At 59.0% G+C, this 21,389-nt stretch carries 22 protein-coding genes; 17 read left to right on the top strand and 5 right to left on the bottom strand.

Annotated elements, in window-relative coordinates:
• The first annotated feature begins 172 nt into the window (after positions 1-172).
• The 5 genes from EKD03_RS09630 to EKD03_RS09610 all read left to right on the top strand — a co-directional run bounded on the left by EKD03_RS09630 (position 173) and on the right by EKD03_RS09610 (position 4,181).
• On the top strand, positions 173-388 hold the full coding sequence (locus EKD03_RS09630) for a Franean1_4349 family RiPP (protein WP_129629988.1): 216 nt from the start codon (positions 173-175) through the stop codon (positions 386-388).
• A 622-nt stretch (positions 389-1,010) separates the two neighbouring features.
• Entirely contained in the window at positions 1,011-1,838 is an 828-nt protein-coding gene (locus EKD03_RS18410; RefSeq protein WP_161569225.1) for a PP2C family protein-serine/threonine phosphatase, read from the top strand.
• 5 nt (positions 1,839-1,843) lie between these two features.
• Positions 1,844-2,899, top strand: coding sequence for a CehA/McbA family metallohydrolase (locus tag EKD03_RS09620; RefSeq protein WP_129629984.1), 1,056 nt, complete (start codon positions 1,844-1,846; stop codon positions 2,897-2,899).
• Between the two features lie 71 nt (positions 2,900-2,970).
• On the top strand, positions 2,971-3,753 hold the full coding sequence (locus EKD03_RS09615) for an enoyl-ACP reductase FabI (protein ID WP_129629982.1): 783 nt from the start codon (positions 2,971-2,973) through the stop codon (positions 3,751-3,753).
• Positions 3,754-3,821: 68 nt separating this feature from the next.
• Positions 3,822-4,181 carry a hypothetical protein gene (locus EKD03_RS09610; RefSeq protein WP_174842851.1) on the top strand — a complete coding sequence of 120 codons (360 nt, stop codon included), beginning with the start codon at positions 3,822-3,824 and terminating at the stop codon, positions 4,179-4,181.
• A gap of 86 nt (positions 4,182-4,267) precedes the next feature.
• Here EKD03_RS09610 and EKD03_RS09605 read toward each other — a convergent pair whose 3' ends face one another.
• On the bottom strand, positions 4,268-5,215 hold the full coding sequence (locus EKD03_RS09605; protein WP_129629980.1) for an AAA family ATPase: 948 nt from the start codon (positions 5,213-5,215) through the stop codon (positions 4,268-4,270).
• Between the two features lie 161 nt (positions 5,216-5,376).
• Between EKD03_RS09605 and EKD03_RS09600 the strand changes: the two genes are divergently transcribed.
• The 8 genes from EKD03_RS09600 to EKD03_RS09565 all read left to right on the top strand — a co-directional run bounded on the left by EKD03_RS09600 (position 5,377) and on the right by EKD03_RS09565 (position 13,015).
• Positions 5,377-6,708 carry a DUF58 domain-containing protein gene (locus EKD03_RS09600; protein ID WP_238613469.1) on the top strand — a complete coding sequence of 444 codons (1,332 nt, stop codon included), beginning with the start codon at positions 5,377-5,379 and terminating at the stop codon, positions 6,706-6,708.
• A gap of 214 nt (positions 6,709-6,922) precedes the next feature.
• Positions 6,923-7,549 (top strand): TetR/AcrR family transcriptional regulator, encoded by a 627-nt coding sequence (locus EKD03_RS09595; RefSeq protein WP_129629978.1) that lies wholly within the window; start codon positions 6,923-6,925, stop codon positions 7,547-7,549.
• Between the two features lie 56 nt (positions 7,550-7,605).
• Positions 7,606-9,372, top strand: a complete 1,767-nt coding sequence (locus EKD03_RS09590; RefSeq protein WP_174842850.1) for an efflux RND transporter periplasmic adaptor subunit — start codon at positions 7,606-7,608, stop codon at positions 9,370-9,372.
• Between the two features lie 87 nt (positions 9,373-9,459).
• A complete protein-coding gene (locus EKD03_RS09585; protein WP_129629976.1) occupies positions 9,460-10,221 on the top strand; it encodes an ABC transporter ATP-binding protein in 762 nt (253 codons plus the stop codon).
• On the top strand, positions 10,221-11,471 hold the full coding sequence (locus EKD03_RS09580; RefSeq protein WP_129629974.1) for an ABC transporter permease: 1,251 nt from the start codon (positions 10,221-10,223) through the stop codon (positions 11,469-11,471). Before EKD03_RS09585 ends, EKD03_RS09580 begins: the two co-directional genes overlap by 1 nt.
• Positions 11,472-11,821: 350 nt before the next feature.
• The gene (locus tag EKD03_RS09575) at positions 11,822-12,031 is read left to right on the top strand and encodes a hypothetical protein (RefSeq protein ID WP_238613468.1); all 210 of its coding nucleotides are present in this window, start codon (positions 11,822-11,824) and stop codon (positions 12,029-12,031) included.
• An 18-nt stretch (positions 12,032-12,049) separates the two neighbouring features.
• Positions 12,050-12,508, top strand: coding sequence for a CBS domain-containing protein (locus tag EKD03_RS09570; RefSeq protein ID WP_129629972.1), 459 nt, complete (start codon positions 12,050-12,052; stop codon positions 12,506-12,508).
• A gap of 51 nt (positions 12,509-12,559) precedes the next feature.
• Positions 12,560-13,015 (top strand): universal stress protein, encoded by a 456-nt coding sequence (locus tag EKD03_RS09565; protein ID WP_129629970.1) that lies wholly within the window; start codon positions 12,560-12,562, stop codon positions 13,013-13,015.
• A 173-nt stretch (positions 13,016-13,188) separates the two neighbouring features.
• Here EKD03_RS09565 and EKD03_RS09560 read toward each other — a convergent pair whose 3' ends face one another.
• The 4 genes from EKD03_RS09560 to efp form a co-directional block, all read right to left on the bottom strand.
• Positions 13,189-14,277: a M24 family metallopeptidase gene (locus EKD03_RS09560; RefSeq protein WP_129629968.1), complete on the bottom strand. Its 1,089-nt coding sequence runs from the start codon at positions 14,275-14,277 to the stop codon at positions 13,189-13,191.
• Positions 14,278-14,405: 128 nt separating this feature from the next.
• Positions 14,406-15,623, bottom strand: coding sequence for a BMP family lipoprotein (locus EKD03_RS09555; RefSeq protein ID WP_129629966.1), 1,218 nt, complete (start codon positions 15,621-15,623; stop codon positions 14,406-14,408).
• A 356-nt stretch (positions 15,624-15,979) separates the two neighbouring features.
• On the bottom strand, positions 15,980-17,287 hold the full coding sequence (locus EKD03_RS09550) for a 4Fe-4S dicluster domain-containing protein (protein ID WP_238613467.1): 1,308 nt from the start codon (positions 17,285-17,287) through the stop codon (positions 15,980-15,982).
• A 61-nt stretch (positions 17,288-17,348) separates the two neighbouring features.
• Positions 17,349-17,918, bottom strand: coding sequence for an elongation factor P (gene efp, locus EKD03_RS09545; RefSeq protein ID WP_129629962.1), 570 nt, complete (start codon positions 17,916-17,918; stop codon positions 17,349-17,351).
• 55 nt (positions 17,919-17,973) lie between these two features.
• Here efp and EKD03_RS09540 point away from each other — a divergent pair, with 55 nt between their 5' ends.
• Genes EKD03_RS09540 through EKD03_RS09525 form a run of 4 tightly spaced genes read left to right on the top strand, consistent with a single transcriptional unit; the run spans position 17,974 to position 21,304 of the window.
• Positions 17,974-18,180, top strand: coding sequence for a hypothetical protein (locus EKD03_RS09540; RefSeq protein ID WP_129629960.1), 207 nt, complete (start codon positions 17,974-17,976; stop codon positions 18,178-18,180).
• Positions 18,181-18,218: 38 nt separating this feature from the next.
• Complete coding sequence (locus EKD03_RS09535; RefSeq protein WP_129629958.1) at positions 18,219-19,433, top strand: anion transporter; 1,215 nt, start codon at positions 18,219-18,221, stop codon at positions 19,431-19,433.
• Positions 19,434-19,448: 15 nt separating this feature from the next.
• Positions 19,449-21,002 (top strand): nitronate monooxygenase, encoded by a 1,554-nt coding sequence (locus EKD03_RS09530; RefSeq protein ID WP_129629956.1) that lies wholly within the window; start codon positions 19,449-19,451, stop codon positions 21,000-21,002.
• Entirely contained in the window at positions 20,999-21,304 is a 306-nt protein-coding gene (locus tag EKD03_RS09525) for a nucleotide pyrophosphohydrolase (RefSeq protein ID WP_129629954.1), read from the top strand. Before EKD03_RS09530 ends, EKD03_RS09525 begins: the two co-directional genes overlap by 4 nt.
• Positions 21,305-21,389: the final 85 nt, after the last annotated feature.

Raw genomic sequence — 21,389 nt, 5'->3', positions numbered from 1 at the left:
GGTGAGGTGCTGTTTTTTCATGCCACCAGTCTAAGTGACGTGGCGATAGAACACAAGAGGTCTTAATTTACGGACTAGTAGGGATACATCGTTTATAATCATCGATCCAAGTTGATACTTGGTCGCTGACACTTGAATGGAGTGTCAGGAAGCAACAAATGAGGAGGTAGCGATGAGTCCTGATCTGGAACGACTGATTGGTAAGGCCGTGATCGATCCCGACTTCCGCAAGAAGCTGCTGGGCAACCCCGACGAGGCGATCAAAGAGGCTGGACTGAGCCTCAGTGATGAGGAGCAGGATCGGGTACGTAAGAGTATTACCGAGCGCTCCAAGGATATTGAGCGCCTGAGCCAAGATATTGATACGGCTAAGGCCGACGAGTGGTAATGAGATCTCCGATCTAGATATTTATGCACAACCCGTTGTATGCACGCATGCTACAGCGGGTTGTGTGTCAGATACGTGAGAAGACGTATTGTTCTGAAAGCATCATCCTATGATCACCATAAAAAAAACCGAATACGATTTACAACAGAAATCATCATTACTTCGGATTTTGAACCAAGTAGTATTGGTTATTCTTGGAATTGGCCTTATTTTAACATTCTTTCGCCAATCATCATGGTATAGTTCATTTGTTGTTTTAATTAGTTTTCTATTAAATATCGTCGTCTTTGTGCTTAATAAAAATCAAAAAACCAACATAGCGGTTCATCTTTTTTGCTTTTGGATTAATATTGGTCTTTTATTTTTCGGCTTAATTAATGCTGTTATTGGTGAAAATATAGGACTAGCGATTACTTTCTTTTGCACACTAGCATTAAGTGTCATGCTTAGTGGCATGTTAATCAGCATAAGGTACAGTTTTCTTGTAGGAATTATCGATTCAATCATCATTACAGGAATCGTATTCTATTATCAATCTGCCATTAATCACTCATTAATAGAGGACCAGAACATCATTGGAGGTACAATCGCTATTGTATTTCCGATTACCGGCTTCTTATTGATGATTGCGATCATCTCGTGGCTGTACCAACGCGAGTTGAAACTCTCGGCGCAGCGGCTTGAGGTAGCGCGCCAGAAGGTGCTAGAGGGCGAATTGTTGCGGCGCGATCTAGCCGTAGCGCGGGAGTTGCAGCAGCGGCTCTACCCACCGCCACCACTGACCAATTCGGTGATCAATATTGCCTCACGTTCGGAGCCAGCACGTGAGACGAGTGGCGACTTCTATGACTTCATCAAGTTGGATCATGAGCGCTTAGGGATCGTGGTTGCGGATGTCACCGGAAAGAGCATTGCGGCCGCGCTGGTAATGGCGATGGCACGCAGCACAGTACGCTCCGAAGCGACGCGGCATGTAAAACCTTCCGAGGTTTTACACTACGCCAACCAGACCCTCTGCAACGACAACACCTTCAAGGAGATGATTACCGCCTTTTATGGGGTGTTGGATACAAATAGCCTGCGGTTTGCCTTCTCCAATGCCGGGCATCCCTACCCGGTGCTGCGCCGCAATGGCCAACTTGAAGAGATGGAGATCGGGGGGCTACCGCTTGGTTCTAGCCCGATTGCCATGTATAGTGAGCAAGAGATCGAACTCCAACCGGGCGATCAACTCTTCCTCGTCAGTGATGGATTGTACGAGGAGATGAATAGTACACGCGAGATGTTTGGGTTTCCACGTATGATGGAGGCAATTGCCAAAGCGCACCCAGAGAATCCGCACTACGCCCTGAACGATATCTGGACCAGTGTGGAGATATTCCGTGGCGATATTGAGCAGAGTGATGATATAACACTTATGGTACTACAAGTTATACCTACTGCCACATAAATGCCATGAGTCACAGTTTTATCTATCCGGGTGCATTACACATCCACACCACCTACTCGGACGGCAGCGGGAGTTTCCCGCAGGTGATTGCCGCCGCCCAAGCCGCCGGTCTACGCTGGATCATCGTCACCGACCACGACACCCAAGCCGGGGCGGAGTTTGCCGGTTGGCACGCGGGCCTCTTGGTGATCGTTGGCCACGAGATTACCCCCGACCATAACCACTTTCTAGCGCTCAACCTTGATCATGTCGTAAGCAACCAACTGCCACCCCAAGCATTCATTGATGCGGTCTATGCCGAAGGCGGATTTGGCATCATCGCCCACCCGGATGAGCGGGTCACCAGCCGTTTCACCGAGATCTATCGCTGGGATGACTGGATGATAGATGGGCCACGCGAGCGGGCCGGGCAGACGGTGGGGCTTGAGTTGTGGAACCTGATGAGCGACTGGGCAGAACATCTGACGCCGCGCAACCGCTTCGTCAACTTTCTCTGGCCGAAGCGCGGGCTGCGCGGGCCAACCCGCGCCACACTCACCTGGTGGGATCAGTTGAATATGGCGGGTAAACGCACCTTTGGCGTGGGGGGCGTGGATGCGCATGCGCTCAAGCATCGGGTACCATGGGGTGAGGTGGAAGTTTTTCCCTACCGTTGGATCTTCAAGAGCCTGACCAACTATCTCATGCTCGACACCCCGCTTGATCGTGACCCAGCCAAAGCGACCCAGCAGGTGTATGCGGCGCTGCGAAGTGGACATAGTTATTTCGTGAACCGGCTGGATGGGGATGCGCCGGCGATTGAGTTCTATGCGCAACGCAAGAACCAAGACGCGGAGCGCTATGGCCCCGGTGATGCAGTCAGTTTGGGTGGCGGTGAACTGGTCATCAAGGCCGACGTGGGCTGCCGAGCACGGCTGCGCTTGATCAGAAATGGGGTTGCGGTCGCCCATGGGCGCGGGCATCTACGCTATGTGGTAACGCATCCGGGGGTGTACCGGCTAGAGGGGCGGCGTTGGGGGCGGCCATGGCTCTACAGCAACCCGATCTGGGTGCGGGGGTAAGTACGTGGGGTGTGGTAAGATAACCAGTAGAGCATGGATACTGAATCGCTGGATATTAAGGAGTTGTTCCGATGGGCCTGATGGACGGCAAAAAGGGGCTGATCCTCGGACTAGCCAATGATCGCTCAATCGCCTGGGGCATTGCCCAAGCGCTGCACCGCGAAGGAGCCGAGATCGGTTTTACCTATGTCGGTGAGACCTTGGAGCGGCGGGTACGGCCTTTGGCCGAAAGCCTAGGGGCCAAACTGATCGAACCGTGTGATGTGAATAGTGATGAGCAGATCGCGGCGTTGATGGAGCGCACCCGCGAAACCTTCGGCCAGATTGACTTCCTCATCCATGCGATTGCCTTCGCCAACAAAGATGAGTTGAATGGCCTCTACACCCGCACCACCCGCTCAGGATTCTTGCTGGCGATGGAGGTGAGTGTCTACTCACTGACCGCGCTGGTCAAGGCGGCGGATGATCTGTTGGCTCCGAATGCCTCGATCCTCACCCTAAGTTACCACGGTGCGCGTAAGGTGATGGCCAACTATAATGTGATGGGGGTAGCCAAGGCGGCACTGGAGGCGAGTGTCTACTACCTCGCCGCCGATCTGGGGCCACGCAACATCCGCGTGAATGCGATCAGTGCTGGGCCTATTCGGACACTGGCCGCCAATGGGATCGCCGGGTTCCGCGCCCTGCACCGTGCGTTTGCCGAAGTAGCCCCGCTGCGCCGGAATGTAACCATTGAGGATGTGGGGAATGCCGCCCTCTTCCTCTGCTCGGATCTCTCAAGCAGCATCACCGGCGAGGTGATGTATGTTGATGCGGGTTTCAATGTGATGGGGGCACCCTCATCGGATGAGTAATATCATTGCCTACCTGGCCTTTGGATATGAATGATCGCCACAGAGCCTGGACTTAGGGAGGAAGACCGATGCCAACTTCTGTCGTAGTAGTGGCCGGTGAGGACGCGACACGGGCGCGGCTCGCCGCTTTGCTGACGGGCGATTGGGCTGTGACGACTGCGACCCCTGACAGTCTCCCCGCTGAGATGCCAAATATCTTTATCATTGCGCTACCCGGTCTGGAGACGCCTGAGGAGCAGGTGATCGAGCGACTACGTGCCGATGATCAGACCGCCAATACGCCAATCATTATCGTGAGTGCCTTGCCGATGGTGCATCTCCAGTCGGTGCCATATGCGAGTGACTGGACGATTGCGATTGTGGAGGAGCCGGTGCAGGCGGCTGTCCTCGCCGATACGGCTCAGTTTTTGCTCAACCCGGAGGGGTAAGATTTTTATGTTGGTTGGTGTTTGGCGGCTGCGCCGCCAAACACCAACCAACAACAATGTCCACCGGGGCGCATCGTGATGCGCCCCTACCGAGGAACTTCAAGCCGCCCTAAGAGGCGGGCAATCGCCGCATCGGCGGTGAGACCCTCGATCTCGGCTTCGGGGCGCAGCATAATGCGGTGGCGATAGACGGGCTTCGCCAGGAGTTTCACATCATCGGGGACGACGAAGCTGCGCCCTTGGAGCGCCGCGTAGGCACGGGTAGTCTGGAAGAGGGCAATACTGGCACGCGCCGAGGCACCCAGAGTAAGATCGGGGCTTTTGCGGCTCTCCTGAGCAATCGCAGTGATGTAACGCAGTACCCCTTCTTCGACCTGTACCTGAGCGATCTCGCTGCGGCAAGCGGCCAACTCGGCAGGGCCGATCACCGGCTCAAGTGTTACCGCCTCAAGATGGCGCGCATCAAACCCGGCATGGTAGCGGCGTAGCACTTCGATCTCGACCTCTTGGGGCGCATAGTCAATCAGCAACTTAAAGAGAAAGCGGTCGAGTTGCGCCTCAGGCAATGGGTAGGTACCCTCGTACTCAATCGGGTTCTGGGTGGCCACGACAAAGAAGGGGTCGGGCAGCGCTAAACGCTGGCCCTCGATGGTCACCTGACGCTCCTCCATCGCCTCCAGGAGCGCACTCTGGGTCTTGGCGGGCGCACGGTTGATCTCATCGCCGAGGAGTACCTGGGTAAAGATGGGGCCTTTGCGCAGGCGGAACTGGCTGGAACCCATCTCGAAGATCTGGGTTCCCACGACATCCGAGGGCATCAGATCGGGAGTGAACTGCACCCGCCGGAACTCGGCCCGCGTCAGCCGGGCCAGCGTCTTGGCCATGAGGGTCTTGGCGGTACCGGGTGGACCTTCGAGGAGCACGTGTCCACCACTGAGCATAGCGACGAAGAGCATGTCGAAGGCAGCCTCTTGGCCGACCAGCACCTTGGCCGCCTCGTTACGCAGTTGTTGGGCGATCTGTTGGGTCTTCAAGGTCTCCCCCAGGATGAAAAGTAACTGTTCACACTTCTCCTAGCATTTCGGTTTTGACGCAAAGACGCGAAGGCGCAAAGCCTATACAAAACCTTCGCGCCTTCGCGTGCGCCTAAGGCTTTCTACCCCAAGTGTGAATAGTCACAATGAAAAGAATGCTGGTGTCGGGTATACTATACACCATGCTGCCAACACCGCGTCTCCTCATCCTACTCCTGCTCGCCGTGCCCCTGATTGGGGGAGCAGCCTTGATGCCGCCGTTGATCTGGTTGGCGGGCTTCTATGTGTTACTGGTAGCGGGAATGGTGATAAGTGATCTGGTCATCACCCCGAAACCAGGTGTGATCACGGTCGAACGGATCAACGACCAGAAGCTTTCGCTGGGAGCCGAAAATTTGGTGACGCTGCTGATCACCAACGCCAGCCCGCGCCCCTTGACCTTCCGCCTGCGTGATGAGTACCCAGATAGTTTCCCCAGTGATGCACAGTTTCTCAGTGGGGTATTGCCGCCACTCGATCTATATGAGGCGCGCTACCATGTGCGCCCGCTCAAGCGGGGTGACTACCAATTTGGGGATGTGGTGCTGCGCTACCAGAGCCTCCTGGGGATGCTCCAGCGCCAAGTGCGCTTCGCGGCCAGTGCGGCGGTGCAGGTCTACCCGAATGTGTTGGAGTTGCGTAAGTATGACCTGCTGGCGCGCAAGGGGTTGTTGTACGAGCAGGGCTTGCGCCCGGCGCGGGTGTATGGGCAGGGCGGCCAGTTTGAACGGCTGCGCGAATACACCCCCGATGACGAGTTTCGGCACATCAACTGGAAGGCGACGGCGCGGCGCGGTAGCCCGATTGCCGCCGAATTTGAGACTGAGCGCAGCCAGCATGTGGTCTGTCTGATTGACACCGGGCGGCTGATGGCGCCGACGATTGGCGAGATCGCCAAGCTCGATTATGTCATCAACACGGCGCTCCTACTGAGTTATGTCGCCAGCCTGAAGGGCGATCAGGTCGGGATGCTGACCTTCGCAGATCAGGTGGGAAGCTTCCTGGCCCCACAACGCGGGCGAACCCAGTTCCAGCGCATGATCGAGGCGCTCTACAACGTGCAGGCCGAGGCGGTGGAGGCCGACCACAGCAGTGCGCTGGCCTACCTGGAGCGCAAGATCCGGCGGCGCTCGCTGGTGGTACTCTTCACCGACCTCGCCACGCCCGATGCGGCACGCCCACTGATCGCGCATATGGCGCGGCTGGGCCGACGCCACCTGCCGGTATGTGTGACGATCAGCGACCCCAACGTGCATGCGGCCCTGGGCATGCCCACCCCCGACAGCCACGCCGCCTACACGCGGGCAGTAGCAGAAGACCTGCGCGATGAGCGCCAGACCATCCTCGACACCCTCACCCGTAGCGGTGTGATCCCGATTGATGTCCCCGCCGACAAGTTGACCATCTCGGTGGTCAATACCTACCTGCGCCTAAAGGCCCAAGGGCGGTTGTAGGAGAGAGGCACGTAGTAGAGACGCAAGATATTGCGTCTCTACTACGTGCCTCTCTCCTTTTTATTATGCCCAGAATATCTTTGCAAAGTATTGACAAAACATGTTCAATACGCTATACTCACCCTTACCAGTTGGTAAGAACATCTTGACAAGAGCTTTGCACAAGACTATAATCTTTCTTACCGTTCGGTAAAGTTACGTGAGACACAACCCTATGCACGAACAACTGCTCCAACCCATCAATGCCCCCACGGCGGTCAAGATCATTGAGGCGGCGATGCCGCTCTTTATGAAACGCGGCTACACCGCCGTCTCGATCAGCGATGTGATCAAAGCGGCGGAGATTACCAAGCCGACCCTCTACTACTACTTTAGCGACAAGGAAGAGCTATTTGTGCAGATGGGGTTGCACCTGATGGTGATGATGGGGGGGCAGTTGCAGGATGCGACGCAGGGTACCTCAACGGCTGAGCGGCTCACGGCACTAGCGCGAGTTCTGCTGGCCGAGCGCAACGCCGACATGCGCCTGATGCGCCACGAGATGTTCGAGCATGTCGGCCCGGCCAACCGCGATCTCTTAGTGCGCGCCTTCTATACCCATCTCTTCGCCCCCATCGAGGCAGTGATGACCGATGGCCTCGCGACGGGTGTTCTGGCGCGTTACCCCGCCGGAATCCTGAGTGCGATGTTCCTGGGGATGAGCGACTCGTTCCACGAGTTTGGCCAACAAGCCCGCCTCGCCCAGTGGTCTATCGGGACGGTCGGCCACTTTGCCAACCCGATGTTGGGTGCGGAGACGATGGTAGATCTCTTTTTGAATGGTGTACGTAGCGGTTCGTAGTATCACGCGAAGATGCGAAGGCATAAAGACGTAAAGGTTTCATAAGGAGTATAGATATGACCACCATCCCTCAACCCCGTCCGGCTGGCCGTTTGCGACGCATCCCGATTGCTGCACTGGTGGCAGCGGTACTGGTGATTGCCGCGATCACGACGGTTGTGTTACGTACCTTGGCCACTCAGCCGAGTGATCCGCTGGCGGATGCGCGGCTGGTGACGGTGAGCCGGGGTGATCTGCAACTGGGTGTGGCGGCAACCGGGAGTATCGAGCCGCGCATGCAGGCTGAGTTGGCGTTTAGTGGCGTGAGTGGCCGGGTGGCTGAGGTGCGCGTAGCTGAGGGTGATCAGGTGGAGGCGCAGGCGATCTTGATGAGCCTGGATAGCCGCCAATTGGCCACCGAAGTGGCAGCAGCACAGGCCAATCTGGCGGTAGCGCAGGCCGATCTCCAGGCGTTGCTCAATGGTGCGACCCCTGAACAAGTCGCCGAGGCGCAGGCGCAGGTGCGTGCGGCCCAGGGCAGCCTGACCCAAACGGCGGGCAGTGTCACCGATGCGGATCTGCGCGCTGCCCGCGCTCAGATTGAGCAGGCCCGTGCGGCGCTGGCCGCGCTGGAGGCTGGCCCCAAGACCGATGCGCGTACCCAGGCTCAGAGCGCCGTGACCGAAGCCCAAGCCGAACTGGATCGCCAGCGCAATGCACTCGCCGCTGCCAAGGAGAATGCGCGGGCGACAGTGGAGCAGCGTGCGAATGCCCTGCGCGATGCGCAGGCGGCCTATAGCAGTGCCTACTGGGACAACGAGCATGTCAAGCAGTATGAGACTGACCCGCGCACCGGGCGCACCCTCAATGATGCCCAGATGCGTGACTTCGCCGATGCGCTGGCCCGTGCCGAGTTGAGCCTCGCCGATAGTGAATCGGCGCTGAACCAGGCGCAGATCGCCTACGACACTACCATCCAGAACGAAGTCAGTGGGCTGGCCACGGCCCAGGCGCGAGTGACGAGTGCCCAGGCTAACCGCGATCAGCTCTTGGTGGGCGCGGAAGCCGACGCCCTGGCGCGTGCGCGCGCCGATGTGGCTCGCGCTGAGGCGGAGTTGGCGCGTCTGACCGGAGCGCAGCGCAGCGGTACTATCGCCGCGCAGCAGGCCAACCTCGATGCATCCCAGGCGCGCTTGCGTCAACTGACCAGCGACCCGACCAGTAGCGATCTGGCACGCGCTGAGGCGCGGGTGGCGCAGGCCCAGGCCCAGCTCGATCAGGCCCAGATCCGCCTCGATGATGCCACGCTGCGCGCCCCCTTCGCGGGCACTGTTGCGGCGGTGACGGTCGCTCCCGGCGAGGCTATCAGCGCCCAGCAAGCTCCGATCACCCTGATTGATACCAGTCGCTATCTGGTGAAGGTGACGGTGGACGAGGTGGACATCGGCAAGATCTCGGTGGGCCAAGCAGTGCAGGTGTTGGTTGATGCGCTGGGTGGTGCTAGCCTGAACGGCCAAGTGTTGCGAGTCGAGCCGCTGCCCAAGGGCGATAGCGCCGTGACGGCCTATCTGGTGACGCTGGAGGTTGATCCATCCGAGCGCAACCTGAAGCCGGGGATGACCGCAAGTGCGACGATCATTGCCGAGCAACGCAGCGCAGTGCTGCACGTCCCCGCCGCAGCCGTGCGCGGCAGTGGTGAGCAGACGAGCGTGCAGGTTGTGACCACGGCGGATGATGGCCAGGTGAGCATCGAAGAGCGCCCGGTGCAGGTCGGGTTGCGCACGGCGGATCAGGTCGAGATCCTGAGTGGCCTGAGCGAAGGCGAGCAGGTGGTGGTGCGGTAGATTTTTTCTCTGCTGTTGGCGGCTTCGCCGCCAACAGCAGAGAAAAAACAGATAGAGTGGTTCTTGTCACCCTAGAAAGAGATAGCCATGAGTATCGAATATATCACCCAGCCAACTGTGCAGATCGAAGGACTGAGCAAGGAATTTATGGTCGGCGACAGCACCTTCCTGGCACTTGAGGATGTCTCGGTGGCGATTCACCCCGGCGAGATGGTGGCGATCATGGGGCCATCGGGGAGTGGCAAGAGCACCCTGATGACCATGATCGGCCTACTCGACCAGCCCACGAAGGGCGTCTACCGGCTCGATGGCCAGGATGTGGGACAACTGAGCCGCGAGGAACTGGCGCGGGTGCGCAACCAGAAACTCGGCTTCGTCTTCCAGAATTTCAACCTGTTGCCACGGCTGAGTGCGCAAAAGAATGTCGAACTGCCGCTGGTCTATGGGCGGATCAGCGGGACTGAACGAGCGGATCGGGCACGGATGGCGCTAGAGGCGGTGGGGCTGGGCCACAAGCTGAACAGCCTGCCCAACACCCTCTCTGGCGGGCAAAAGCAGCGCGTGGCGATTGCGCGCGCCCTCGTCCACAACCCCAGCCTGCTCTTGGCCGATGAGCCAACCGGGGCACTTGACACCCGCACCGGGGCCGAGATCATGGCGATCTTCCGCCAGCTCAACCGCGAAGAGGGCCGCACGATTGTGATCGTCACCCACGACCCGGAGATCGGCAAGCAGATGGATCGCGTGATTGGCCTACGTGACGGGCGCTTAGCCGCGAACATCCTGCACGAGTACTATGGTGTGGATGTCTATGCACATGCGGAAGAAAGGGTCAAGGTGGCAGCATAATGTTCAAAGAACAAGTCATCATGGCCCTAGAGAGCCTGGGGGCCAACAAATTCCGCTCATTGCTGACAATGCTGGGGATCATCATCGGGGCGGGCACGCTGGTGGCAGTGCTCTCGCTGGGCAACAGTCTGCAAGGCCAAGTCTTTGAGCAGTTCATTGACCTGGGCACACGGCGAATTGCGGTTGGCCCCGGTGACCCCAACGCCAAGGGAGCACGCGACATCCCCGGTTATGGGTTGCTCTCGGTGCAAGACTATGCCGCGCTGGAACGAGTGGTGAACGAGCGCCCCGACCTGTTCCGCACCCTCGCGCCGGAGGTAGCGATCCCAACCGAGGTGCGCGCCGGAACCGTGGCGGTGCAGACGCTACTCGTGGGGACGACCGAACAGTACCGGCTGGTGCAGAGTGTGCCGATGGAGTACGGGCGCTTCTTGACCCCGGAGGATGAAGCAGCGGGGACACGAGTGGGGGTGCTGGGTTCGCAGATTGCGGAGGATCTCTTCGGCAGCGAACCAGCCGCGTTAGAAGCAGCCATCGGGCGAGTGATCGAGATCAACGGCCAGCCGCTGGAAGTGATCGGGATCATCCGCCAGAATGGCGGCCCCTACGCCACCGACGGACGGGTCTTTGCGCCGGTGAGTGCGGTGCGACTGCGCTTGGTGGGCGGGCTGGACATTCCCGGACGGGGCATGCAGATGACCGGCATCCTGATCGGCCTCCAGAGCGAGCAGGTGGTGGATGAAGCTGAAACCGTGATCAACGCTGCGTTGCGCAGTGGGCGTGCGGTACCAGAGGGCGCGATCAATGACTTCCGGCTCGATCTGCCCACCCAGGCACTCGGTGTGCTCTCCGGCATCAACGGCGCGATCACCGGCTTTATTGCGGTGGTGGCCGGGATCAGCTTGGTGGTGGGTGGAATCGGGATCATGAACATCATGCTGGTGGCAGTCACCGAGCGCACCCGCGAGATCGGGGTGCGCAAGGCGCTGGGGGCGAGTGATGGGGATGTGCTGGGGCAATTTGTGCTAGAGGCATTGGCGATCAGCCTCGTGGGCAGCCTGATCGGCGTGGGCGGGGCGATTGGCCTCGTGACCCTAATCAGCAGCGTGGCTGGGATTGCAGCCGGGATCTCGTGGATCGGCGTGGGGCTGGCGTTGATCTTCGCCTCGGCAATTGGAATCGGGTTCGGATTCTACCCAGCGCGACGGGCAGCGATGCTGTTGCCTATCGAGGCGCTGCGGTATGAGTAGGGGTGAAGCATCGCCCGCCCAACCTCATTCGGGTTCCCCTGCTCCTATGGCGGGCGATGCTTCACCCCTACGGGATGATCGGGGAACCCGGTGATGTATGGAGTTGTTGTTCTGTGTGCGTATATACACAATCAGGGGTTGTATCTTAACGCTCCGTTGCGAAGCCATTTCACCAGAAGATAGGGAAGCCTGTTATGCTGCTACTAATCGTCTTCTGATCACCACTGATGTGACACGCAGAGAAAGGGGCATCAATGGCCCGTCCAAAACGTCCGCCCCACCCGATGCTACGGGTAGCGCGCGCACATCTGAGCAGGCTTGCCCCAGAGCTTCGCAATGCTCGATTGCGCATGCGCCAACTCGACGGCCCTCCGGGTTCACCGCGCTTTGCGGTATCCGTTGATATGTGTCGTGATGTGGCCTCGTGTCCGTATGGGGTCACTGATACCGAAAAATGTCCGATCTTTGTCTGCTCCCAACGACGAGCCATTCGCCTACTCCTCAGTCGTGAAGGAGAACTGCTTCAGGTGATCAACGACGATCTGCGCTGGGAGAGATGAGATCGTTAGGAGCGCACTATGGAAACCGTCAAGGCGTGGATGAGCGCACCAGCCATCATCGCCCGTGACACGGAGACCTTGCCGCGCGCCCGTGAACTACTCATCGCCGCCGGAATCCGTCGCTTGCCGGTGGTAAATGCCACCGGAAATCTGGTAGGAATCGTCACAGAAGGGGACATCAACCGCGTTTCTGATTCGCCCGAACGGGACGACCAAGCCTATAATCTCTACTATCGCGTCCACGACCTCCCTTTACGTGAGGTGATGCGCCGTCCGGTCATCACCGTCACCCCGGACACACCGCTCCACGAGGCAGCACACCTATTGTTAGCCTGGCGGATCAGCGGGTTCCCGGTGGTGAGTGAAGGGCGAATCGTGGGCGTGATTACTGCGTCGGATATGTTGCGGCACATTATCTGGGAGACGGGCGATGCCGAGTCGGAGTTTCTCAAGGCCCAATCGGCAAGTGTTGGTTAGTGTTGGGGTGTGCTGAGTTCCAATGAGGCAGCTCTGCAACGGAGGTTCAAGATGTATCGGCATATTCTGGTTCCACTGGATGGTTCACCATTAGCCGAGCAAGTATTACCGCATGTCCATGGATTGGCCGCCAACGAAGGCACCACCAAGATCACGCTCCTGCGTGCGGTGCCACCCGTCTTTACGACGAGCGTGGACTACAGCGGGCTGATGGCGAGTGATATTTCGGATAGTATGGTGACGTTAGAACGTGAGGCCGAGACCTACCTAGAGGGAGTGGCGGAGACCTTCCGCAACGAGGGCTACACGGTGGAGACCGAGGTCAGCGCAATGCCAGCGGCAGAGGCCATTCTGGACTATGCAGAGAGCCATGAAGCCGATTTGATTGCGATTGCGACTCACGGGCGGAGTGGGATTAGCCGCTTCGTCTTTGGCAGTGTGACCCAGAAGGTAGTACAGATGGCACCCGTGCCGGTATTGGTGATGCGCCCGAAGGCGACTGAGTAGGAAAGCGGCACGCTGGAGGACGCGAATAAGGCAGTTTATCCGCAGTTTATCCGCAGATTACGCAGATTACGCAGATTATTTTTTCTATAATAATCTGCGTAATCTGCGTAATCTGCGGACACTCTTGGAGATCAACCCCAGCGTTGGCTTCGGCAAGCTCAGCCAACGCAGAATCATGTAGGCACTTGCGACAGAACCTCGCAGCCATCCTCGGTAATAATCGCCAGATCCTCAATCCGCACCCCGCCCCAATCATCCAGGTAGATCCCCGGCTCAATACTCACCACGTTGCCTGCCCGCAGACGCGGACCACTCGCTTCGTGGCCCGGTTTGGCGCGGCGCAACGAGGGGCCTTCGTGGATGTCGAGGCCGACGCCGTGGCCGAGGCTATGCCGGAAGGCATCAGCATATCCGGCGGCAGCGATATGATCACGGGCGATAGCATCGGCGGCGTTGCAACGCAGGCCAGCGCGGAGGGCGGCAATCGCCCGCTGCTGCGCCTCAAGCACAATCGCATAGATCTTCTGGAAGGTGGCGTCGGGGCTGCCCAACGTAATCGTGCGGGTCATATCAGCGTGGTAGCCATCCACGCGGGCACCCATATCAATAGTGATCGGGCGACCCTCACCGAGCGGCGCATCGCCAGGATGGGCATGGGGCAACGCACTATTCAGGCCCGCAGCGACAATGATCGGGAAGGCGAGCGCCTCGGCCCCGCGCTCACGCATGGCGACTTCGAGCATCCACGCCACTTGGCGCTCGGTCATGTCGGGGCGTAGGTGGGGCAACACCGCCAAGAAGGCCGCATCGGTCACTTCAACCGCACGCCGCAGCGTCGCCAACTCGTCGGCATCCTTCACTTCACGTAGCGCCTCGACCAAACCATCAACCGGCTCAAGTTCAACCGGGGTATCAAAAAATGACTTGGAGAGCGCGTAGTGCTCGGCCACACTGACGTGGGCGGCTTCAAACCCAACCAAGTCCAGGTTCAAATCACTGACCGTCTGAGTCAACAGCATATGCAGGCTACGCTCCGGCGCGGCTGTCTCGTGCAGCGTAAACGCAGGAGCCTCACGCGCCGCCTGGATGGTATAGCGCCCATCAGTAAAGAGCAGGGCGTGCTCAGGGGTAATCAGCAGGGTACCACTACTGCCCGTAAAGCCACTCAGGTAGCGGCGGTTGGCCGCAGCACTGACGAGCAGGGCGGGAAGGTTACGTTCGGCCATTGCAGCACGTAGCAGAGAGAGACGCTGTTGGAGCATGGGGAGATCCTTGTTTTGGTTCCCCGATCATTCCGTAGGGGCGAAGCATCGCCCACCAACCCCGTTGGTGTTCCCTAGATTATATAGCAAGCGATGCTTCGCCCCTACAGAGCGCCGTAGGATAAGATTTAGGGCTGGAAGGGATCAGCCTCAGGCACCGTGGCCTCATCCACATCGCCGGAGACCGGATCAACGCCAGTGGTCAGCGTACCATCAGCCAGAGCCTGCTGGATCTCCAGGATGCGTGCCTTGACCGCATCGGGGATGGCTGCTTCAGCATCGTGGTAGGGCGCAAAACCGACACCATCGTTGGCAGCTTCGTAGAGCGCAATACCATTGCCCTCGAAGGTACCCTCAACCACCGCCCTGATCTGATCATAGACGGCGACATTCACCCGCTTGATCGCGCTGGTCAGGATCTTGTCGGCACCCGGAGCGCTGCCACCCACGAAGGTAGTGACATACTCGTCCTGGTCAACACCGATCACGAAGGCACCCTTCTCAGCGGCAGCCTTGATGCCACCCGAACCGGAGGGACCACCGGCACCGAAGACCACATCGGCACCCTCACCGATAAACTGCTCGGCGGTCGAAGCGCCCAGGGCCGGCTCGATGAAGCTGGGCAGGTAGACACCCAGCAGGGTGATGTCGGGGTTGACATACATAGCCCCGTTATCAAACCCGTTCTTGAACTTCTTGACCGGAGGGATCTCCTGGCCAGCCACGATAGCAATCGTGCCCGACTCGCTCATCATCGCAGCCAGAGCACCGGCAAGGAAGCCCGACTGATCCTCACGGAACTGGAGACCAACTAGGTTGTCGGTAACTGTGCCTGGCTCGTAGTACTGGTCAACCCCGATGAAGATGATGTCAGGATTGGCCTCAGCCGCTGCCTTGGTGGCATCCTGGATCAGGAAGCCGACGGTGATGATCACATCGAACTTCTCATCAACGAAGGTCTGGATGTTCTTCTCGTAGTCAGACTGGGCCTGAGTCTCGATGTACTTGAACTCCAGGCCGAACTCATCGGCAGCCTGCTGAGCACCCTCATAGGCAAACTGGTTGAAGGTACCATCGTTGACCTTGCCCAAGTCGGTAACGAGGGCGATCCGCAACGCGGTGGGCGCGGCAGTTTCGGTGACCTCAGCGGTGGCCTCGGTCGGAGCGGCGGTTGCAACCTCAGTAGCGGCCTCAGCCGTCGGAGCGACGGTCGCTACAGGAGCGTCGGTGGCGGCAGCCACCGGAGCGGTGGTAGCCGCCGGAGCGGTCGGGGCGCTGCCACAGGCAGCGAGCATTGGCACCATCAGAACGAAGAGTGCCAGGACGGTCGCAAGAGACTTGCGCATGGTGGATGTGCCTCCTTTGTTCAGGACAATCCAGGGAAATCTGGCGTGAACAGAGTCACGCATAGCGAGGAATTATAGCATAGATACTACTGATGCGGCCTTGCCCTAGTTCATGGCCTAGGGCAAGGCCGCATCATTGGGGCTGTGCCCCAAACCTCGTTTTTGTTGTTGTTTGGCGGCTGCGCCGCCAAACAACAACAAAAACGATCTGCGGAGGCGGCAAGCCGCCCATAGACATGAACTTTAGGGCTACCGCCCTAAAAACCACGCTTGGGGCTGCGCCCCAAACCCGCTTTTTTCTCGTATGTTGGCGGCGAAGCTGCCCCCGAACCTCCACCGCCGGAGGCGAAGATCATCTATACCAATGATGCGGCCTTGCCACCACCCTTGCGCGCCGCACGCACGATGGCGTTGAGAAAGGTGGATTTGAGCGGGGTAATCGCATTGATCGCGGTGGTCATGGGGGTGCGTTCGAGTACCTGAAGGACGCGGGCGAGTGCCTCGTAGCCCCAACCTTCCAGGTTATCGAGCAGCAGATCGCCCAGTTTGCCGCGCTCTATCGCCATGGCCACGATGCGTTCAAAGGTGGTTTCGGGCGTGAAGACGCGCCGCTCGCGGGGCTGCATGGTGAGGGCACCGTGAGTGCATGCAGCATAACAAACGCCACAACCCAGGCAGAGATCGGCATCGCGCACGACCCACTTGCGTCTGCGGCCATCCAGTTCGCTCTGGTTGATCTGAAGGGCATTAACCGGGCATACCTTAATGCAGCGCCCACACCCCCGGCAGAGTTGGGGGTCAATCATAGCAATCCAGTTGGAGGTAACAATCGCCTTACGCAGATCGAAGCGCCGGATGGCATTGAGCATCCCACACGAGCAGCTACAGCAGTTGCAGATGTAGCTGACATTGCGCTGCACGTTATCGCCGGTCTGGACGAGGCCCGCCGCCTTGGACTGGTTGAGGATCTGCATGGCCTCGGTGCGGCTGATGGACTCGGCAATCCCTTGGCGTACCAGCACGCGGGCGCCCATATTCAGGCTCAGGCATGTACGCATGGGGTGATCGCAGGCATGGCCGGCATGCTGAGCATGGTTGCGGCAGGCACACAGCGAAACGGCGTGTTCGGTAGCATGTTCGACAATGTGCGAGGCGCGTTCCCAATCCAGAATCTCGGCATGATCGCCCACCGGCAGCGCCTCTTCGTGAACCAGTGCGCGTCCGATCTGGGTCTGACCAGAAAAGACCGCGTGAGCGAAGTCTTCACGCTCGAAGAAGTACTCATCAAAGAGTTGCGCCAATTCAGCCACGGGGGCATCTTCGCGCACGCGCATAAAGGTAAACTCGAAGAAACCGATCACGACCGGGGCCAGCGCAATATAGCGACGACCATCATGCTCAATATCAAAGAGCAGACCGCGTTCGGCCATACTCGCCACCATCTCACCCAGACGATCCTCAGCGATCTCGGTACGGCGGGCCAATTTACGCAGCGAGATGAAGGTTGTCGGGATACGGCGGGCCAGATCGGCTTCGGCGGGCGAGAAGAGCAGTTGCAAGATGCGCAGGAAGGTGGGCGAGTCGGGCGCACCGGTCACATTCCGGTCAAGACGTTGTTGGAGCAACTCGTAGGGTTGGGGCAGATTGATCGTCCGGGGGGCCATAGAGACCTCCATTCTGTGGAGGCAGGAAGAACCTGCCCCCCAAACCGTCGCCTACTTCCGACTAGACACGCTCAATATAATCGCCAGTGCGCGTATCAATCTTGAGTACATCACCCTCATTGACAAAGCCCGGCACCTGAATGACCGCGCCGGTCTCCAATGTAGCCGCCTTGGTCACATTGGTAGCGGTATCACCGCGCACCGCGATGGTCGTCTCAGTGACAGCCAGCATGACAAAGATGGGCAACTCAACCCCCAGCAGCACTTCGCGATCAGAGTCATAGACAAGATCAGCGTTCTCATTCTCTTTGAGGAAGCGCGCTCCGTCGCCAACCGCAGCCGAACTGACCTGGATCTGATCGAAGGTGTTGTTATCCATGAAGATAAAATCTTCACCTTCGCGGTAGAGGAACTGCATGGGGCGGCGCTCAATACGCACAATTTCGATGTCCGAACCGGCGCGCACGCGATCCTCAATCACCTTCCCATTGTTCAGGTTCTTGAGTTTCATACGCACGAAGGCACGCCAGTTGCCGGGGGCAACGTGCTGGAATTCAACCACCTGATACAAATCATTGTTGTAGCGCAGCACAATCCCGGTGCGCAGATCGGACGTAGTTCCCGAAGCCATGGTCCAAAACTCCTTGTGTATACCTATCACAGGCCATTTGATCAGGGGTGAGCCTATGCGGCCCCGCCCACAGAACATGATCGTAGGGCTGGGTGGTGGCCCAGCTATCGCTACCACTATAGTGGCGATTGACGATCTCGGCAAGTTGGTGGGTGAGCATGTGGTGGCTTCGACAAGCTCAGCCACCGCGCCGCTGGCGTTGGCTGAGCCTGTCGAAGCCAAGCGTAGCAGTATTACCCATGCCAGAATAATCCTGCTATGATAGAGATAGAGAAGTTATGGCACATGTTGGGGTAGCTGATGGAATGGCGTGAGTGGGCCACCTTGCTGATCGTTGCCGTCACCATTGGTGGGATTGCAGTGGGGCGTTGGCCATGGTTGCGGGCGGATCGCACGGGGATTACCCTGATCGGGGCGACGTTGCTGTTGGGCATCGGGGCGTTGAGCCTAGAGGAGGCGTATGCCGGAGTTGATATAGGTACGATCATCCTACTCTTCAGTATGATGGTCATCAATAGTAATCTCTATCTGGCTGGGTTTTTCGGGGTGGTAACACGCCATGTCGTGCGCACAGCGCGTGGCCCGCGCACGCTGCTGGCACTGATCATTCTCGCCTCTGGGGTGCTCTCGGCGCTCTTTCTGAATGATACGATTGTCCTGATGCTGACGCCGATCATTTTGGATACGACTCGCGCTCTTAAACGCAGCCCCTTGCCCTACCTGTTGGGGCTGGCAACCGCCGCAAATGTTGGCTCAATGGCAACGATTACCGGTAATCCGCAGAATATTATCATTGGGGGTCTTTCACATATCAGGTATGTCGAGTTCGTACAGCACCTCGGCCTACCCGCGCTGCTCAGTCTGGGCATCTGCTGGCTGGTGATTGTGCTGGTCTACCGCGAGGAGATGCGCGGCCCGGCCTTCAGGGTGCCCGATATGGTGCGTACCGCGACCTTGCGCCCACTGCTGAGGAAGAGTATGCTGGTCATCAGCGCAATGTTGCTGCTCTTTCTCCTGGGGGTACCGATCCCACTGGCGGCATTGTTGGCCGCCGCAACCCTGATGACAACACGACGCCTGCGCCCGGATCGAGTCTGGAAGAGTATTGACTGGACACTCCTGCTCTTCTTTGCCGCGCTCTTTGTGGTGACGCATGCACTGGAGACCCAACAACTGAGTGAGCGTCTGTTTGAGATACTGGCCCCGCTGGCCCAAGCGGGTCTGATTCCTTTCGGGTTGGTGACGGTGGTACTCTCCAACCTGATCAGCAATGTGCCAGCGGTCTTACTCCTGCAAGGGTTGGTGCCCGCCTTTGCCGAAACCCAACGGGCGTGGTTCATGTTGGCCGCAACAGCCACTCTGGCGGGAAATCTGACCCTGCTCGGTTCGGTGGCCAATCTGATTATGGCCGAACTTGCCGGGCGCTGGGGCGTCCGAATTACCTTTTTTGACTATGTGCGCGTCGGCATGCCGGTGACAATTTTGAGCCTCATGGTGACGATGCTGCTCATTTGAGCATGGAGTGGACCTATGATTGATCATCTCAGGCAGGTGCAACTCATTCAGGGTGGGATGGGTGTGTATGTTTCCAATTGGCGACTGGCGCGAGCCGTCGCGATGGCCCGCGAGGAGGTAACGGCGGGGACGGTATCGGGTACGGCGCTCGATATTGTGTATGTGCGGCTCCTCCAGCTTGGTGATCCGGGCGGGCATATCCGGCGCGGGTTGGCGGCCCTCGATGCCCAGTTTGGGGTCACTATGGGGCAGCGGATTTTGGAGCGCTATTTCATTGAAGGTGGGAAGGCCGCCGATGCACGCTTTGCCCCCGCGCCAATTATCAACGTGCGCACGGAGAATGGGAGTACCCAGATTCCCGCAACGAGCGGCGAGAATACGATCATCCCGCTCGTGATTGACCCAGAGATCATCGAGTTGCAGATCGCCACCGGCTTTGTTGAGGTCTGGTTGGCCAAGCAGGGCCACCAGGGGACGATCCTGATCAATTTTCTTAACAAAGTTGAATTGCCGCTGCTCTACATTATGTACGGGGCGATGTTGGCCGAGGTGGACGGGATCGTGGTGGGGGCGGGAAACCCCGAAGGGCTACCGGCGATCTGTAGCCGCCTCGCGCAGCACGAGCCGGTGAGCCGCGAGTTGGCGGTGCTCTACCAGGGCAGTGGCGAACACTTCAGCCTGCCCTTCGACCCGCGCCAGGTGTGTGGGGGGGCGCTGGCCCAGCGCCCGCTGAAGCGCCCAGCGTTCCTTGCTATCGTCACGCGCCACGACTTGGCCCAGGCGTTAGCGGCAAGTGGTACCGAGCCACCTGACGGCATGATCATCGAGAACCACACCGCCGGGGGCCACAACGCAAACCCGACTGGCCCGCTGCACCGCGACGAGATCGGTCAGCCGATCTATGGCCCCGACGACATCGCTGATCTCGCTGTGTTGCGCGAAATCGGGCTGCCCTTCTGGTTGGCGGGTGGCTATGGCAACCACGACCAACTGCGGGCGGCACAGGCGACTGGGGCGGTGGGGATTCAGGCGGGATCGATCTTCGCGTTGTGCGAGGAGTCAGGGCTGCGCCCGGAGTACCGCACGGCGCTCATGGATGCGCTGCGCGCCGGGATGGACGATAGCCAACTGGTACGCACCACGCTGGTCTCACCCACTGGCTTCGCCTTCAAAGTGGCCCAGATCGCGGGCACCCTATCCGACGAAGAGGTCTTTGCGCATCGCCCACGCATCTGCGACATCGGGTTACTGCAACAGATCGGCCTGAGCGCCCCCGATGGATCGGGGACACGCACGATCTTCCAGCGCTGCGCCGCCGGGCCAGTCGCGGGCTATGTGAGCAAACGCGGGCTGGCGCGCAACACCGAAGAGCGGCGCTGTCTGTGTAATGGCCTGCTGGCCTGTGTGGGCCTGGGGCAAGTCAAACCCATGGCAGGTGGGGTATTCGAGGAGCCTGCGGTCGTCACTTTGGGCGATCATCTGGACGGGGTGCGGCGGTTGTCGCGGAATGGCCAGATGCGCTACTGGGCGCATGATGCAGTGGCGGATATTCTGGGGGATGTAGTATGAGTATGGACATCCAGCAACTGACCGCTGTGATCAACCAGTTTGTGACCGACAAGGGTTGGTATGCGGAGGGCAGCCGTTACCCGCAGACGCCGCGTAATATTGCGGTTTCGGTGGCGGTCGAGGCGGCGGAGATCCTGGAGCACTTTCAGTTTGGGGATGCACCGAAAGACCCGCAGGCCATCGCCGGGGAGTTGGCGGATGTGGCCAACTACCTGTTTCAATTGGCCTATTTGTTGGAGATTGATCTGGAGCAGGCGATTCTGGAGAAGTTGCAGGTGAATTACGGGCGGGAGTGGGTGTAGAGACGCAAGATGTTGCGTCTCACGCCCACGAGACGCAAGATGTTGCGTCTCACGCCCACGAGACGCAAGATGTTGCGTCTCACGC

Origin of the sequence: Candidatus Oscillochloris fontis (assembly GCF_004138135.1) — a bacterium.
Taxonomy (GTDB): Bacteria; Chloroflexota; Chloroflexia; order Chloroflexales; family Chloroflexaceae; genus Oscillochloris; species Oscillochloris fontis.
The sequence above is the reverse complement of the archived record's forward strand: the minus strand, read 5'-3'. Positions and strand labels throughout refer to the sequence as shown.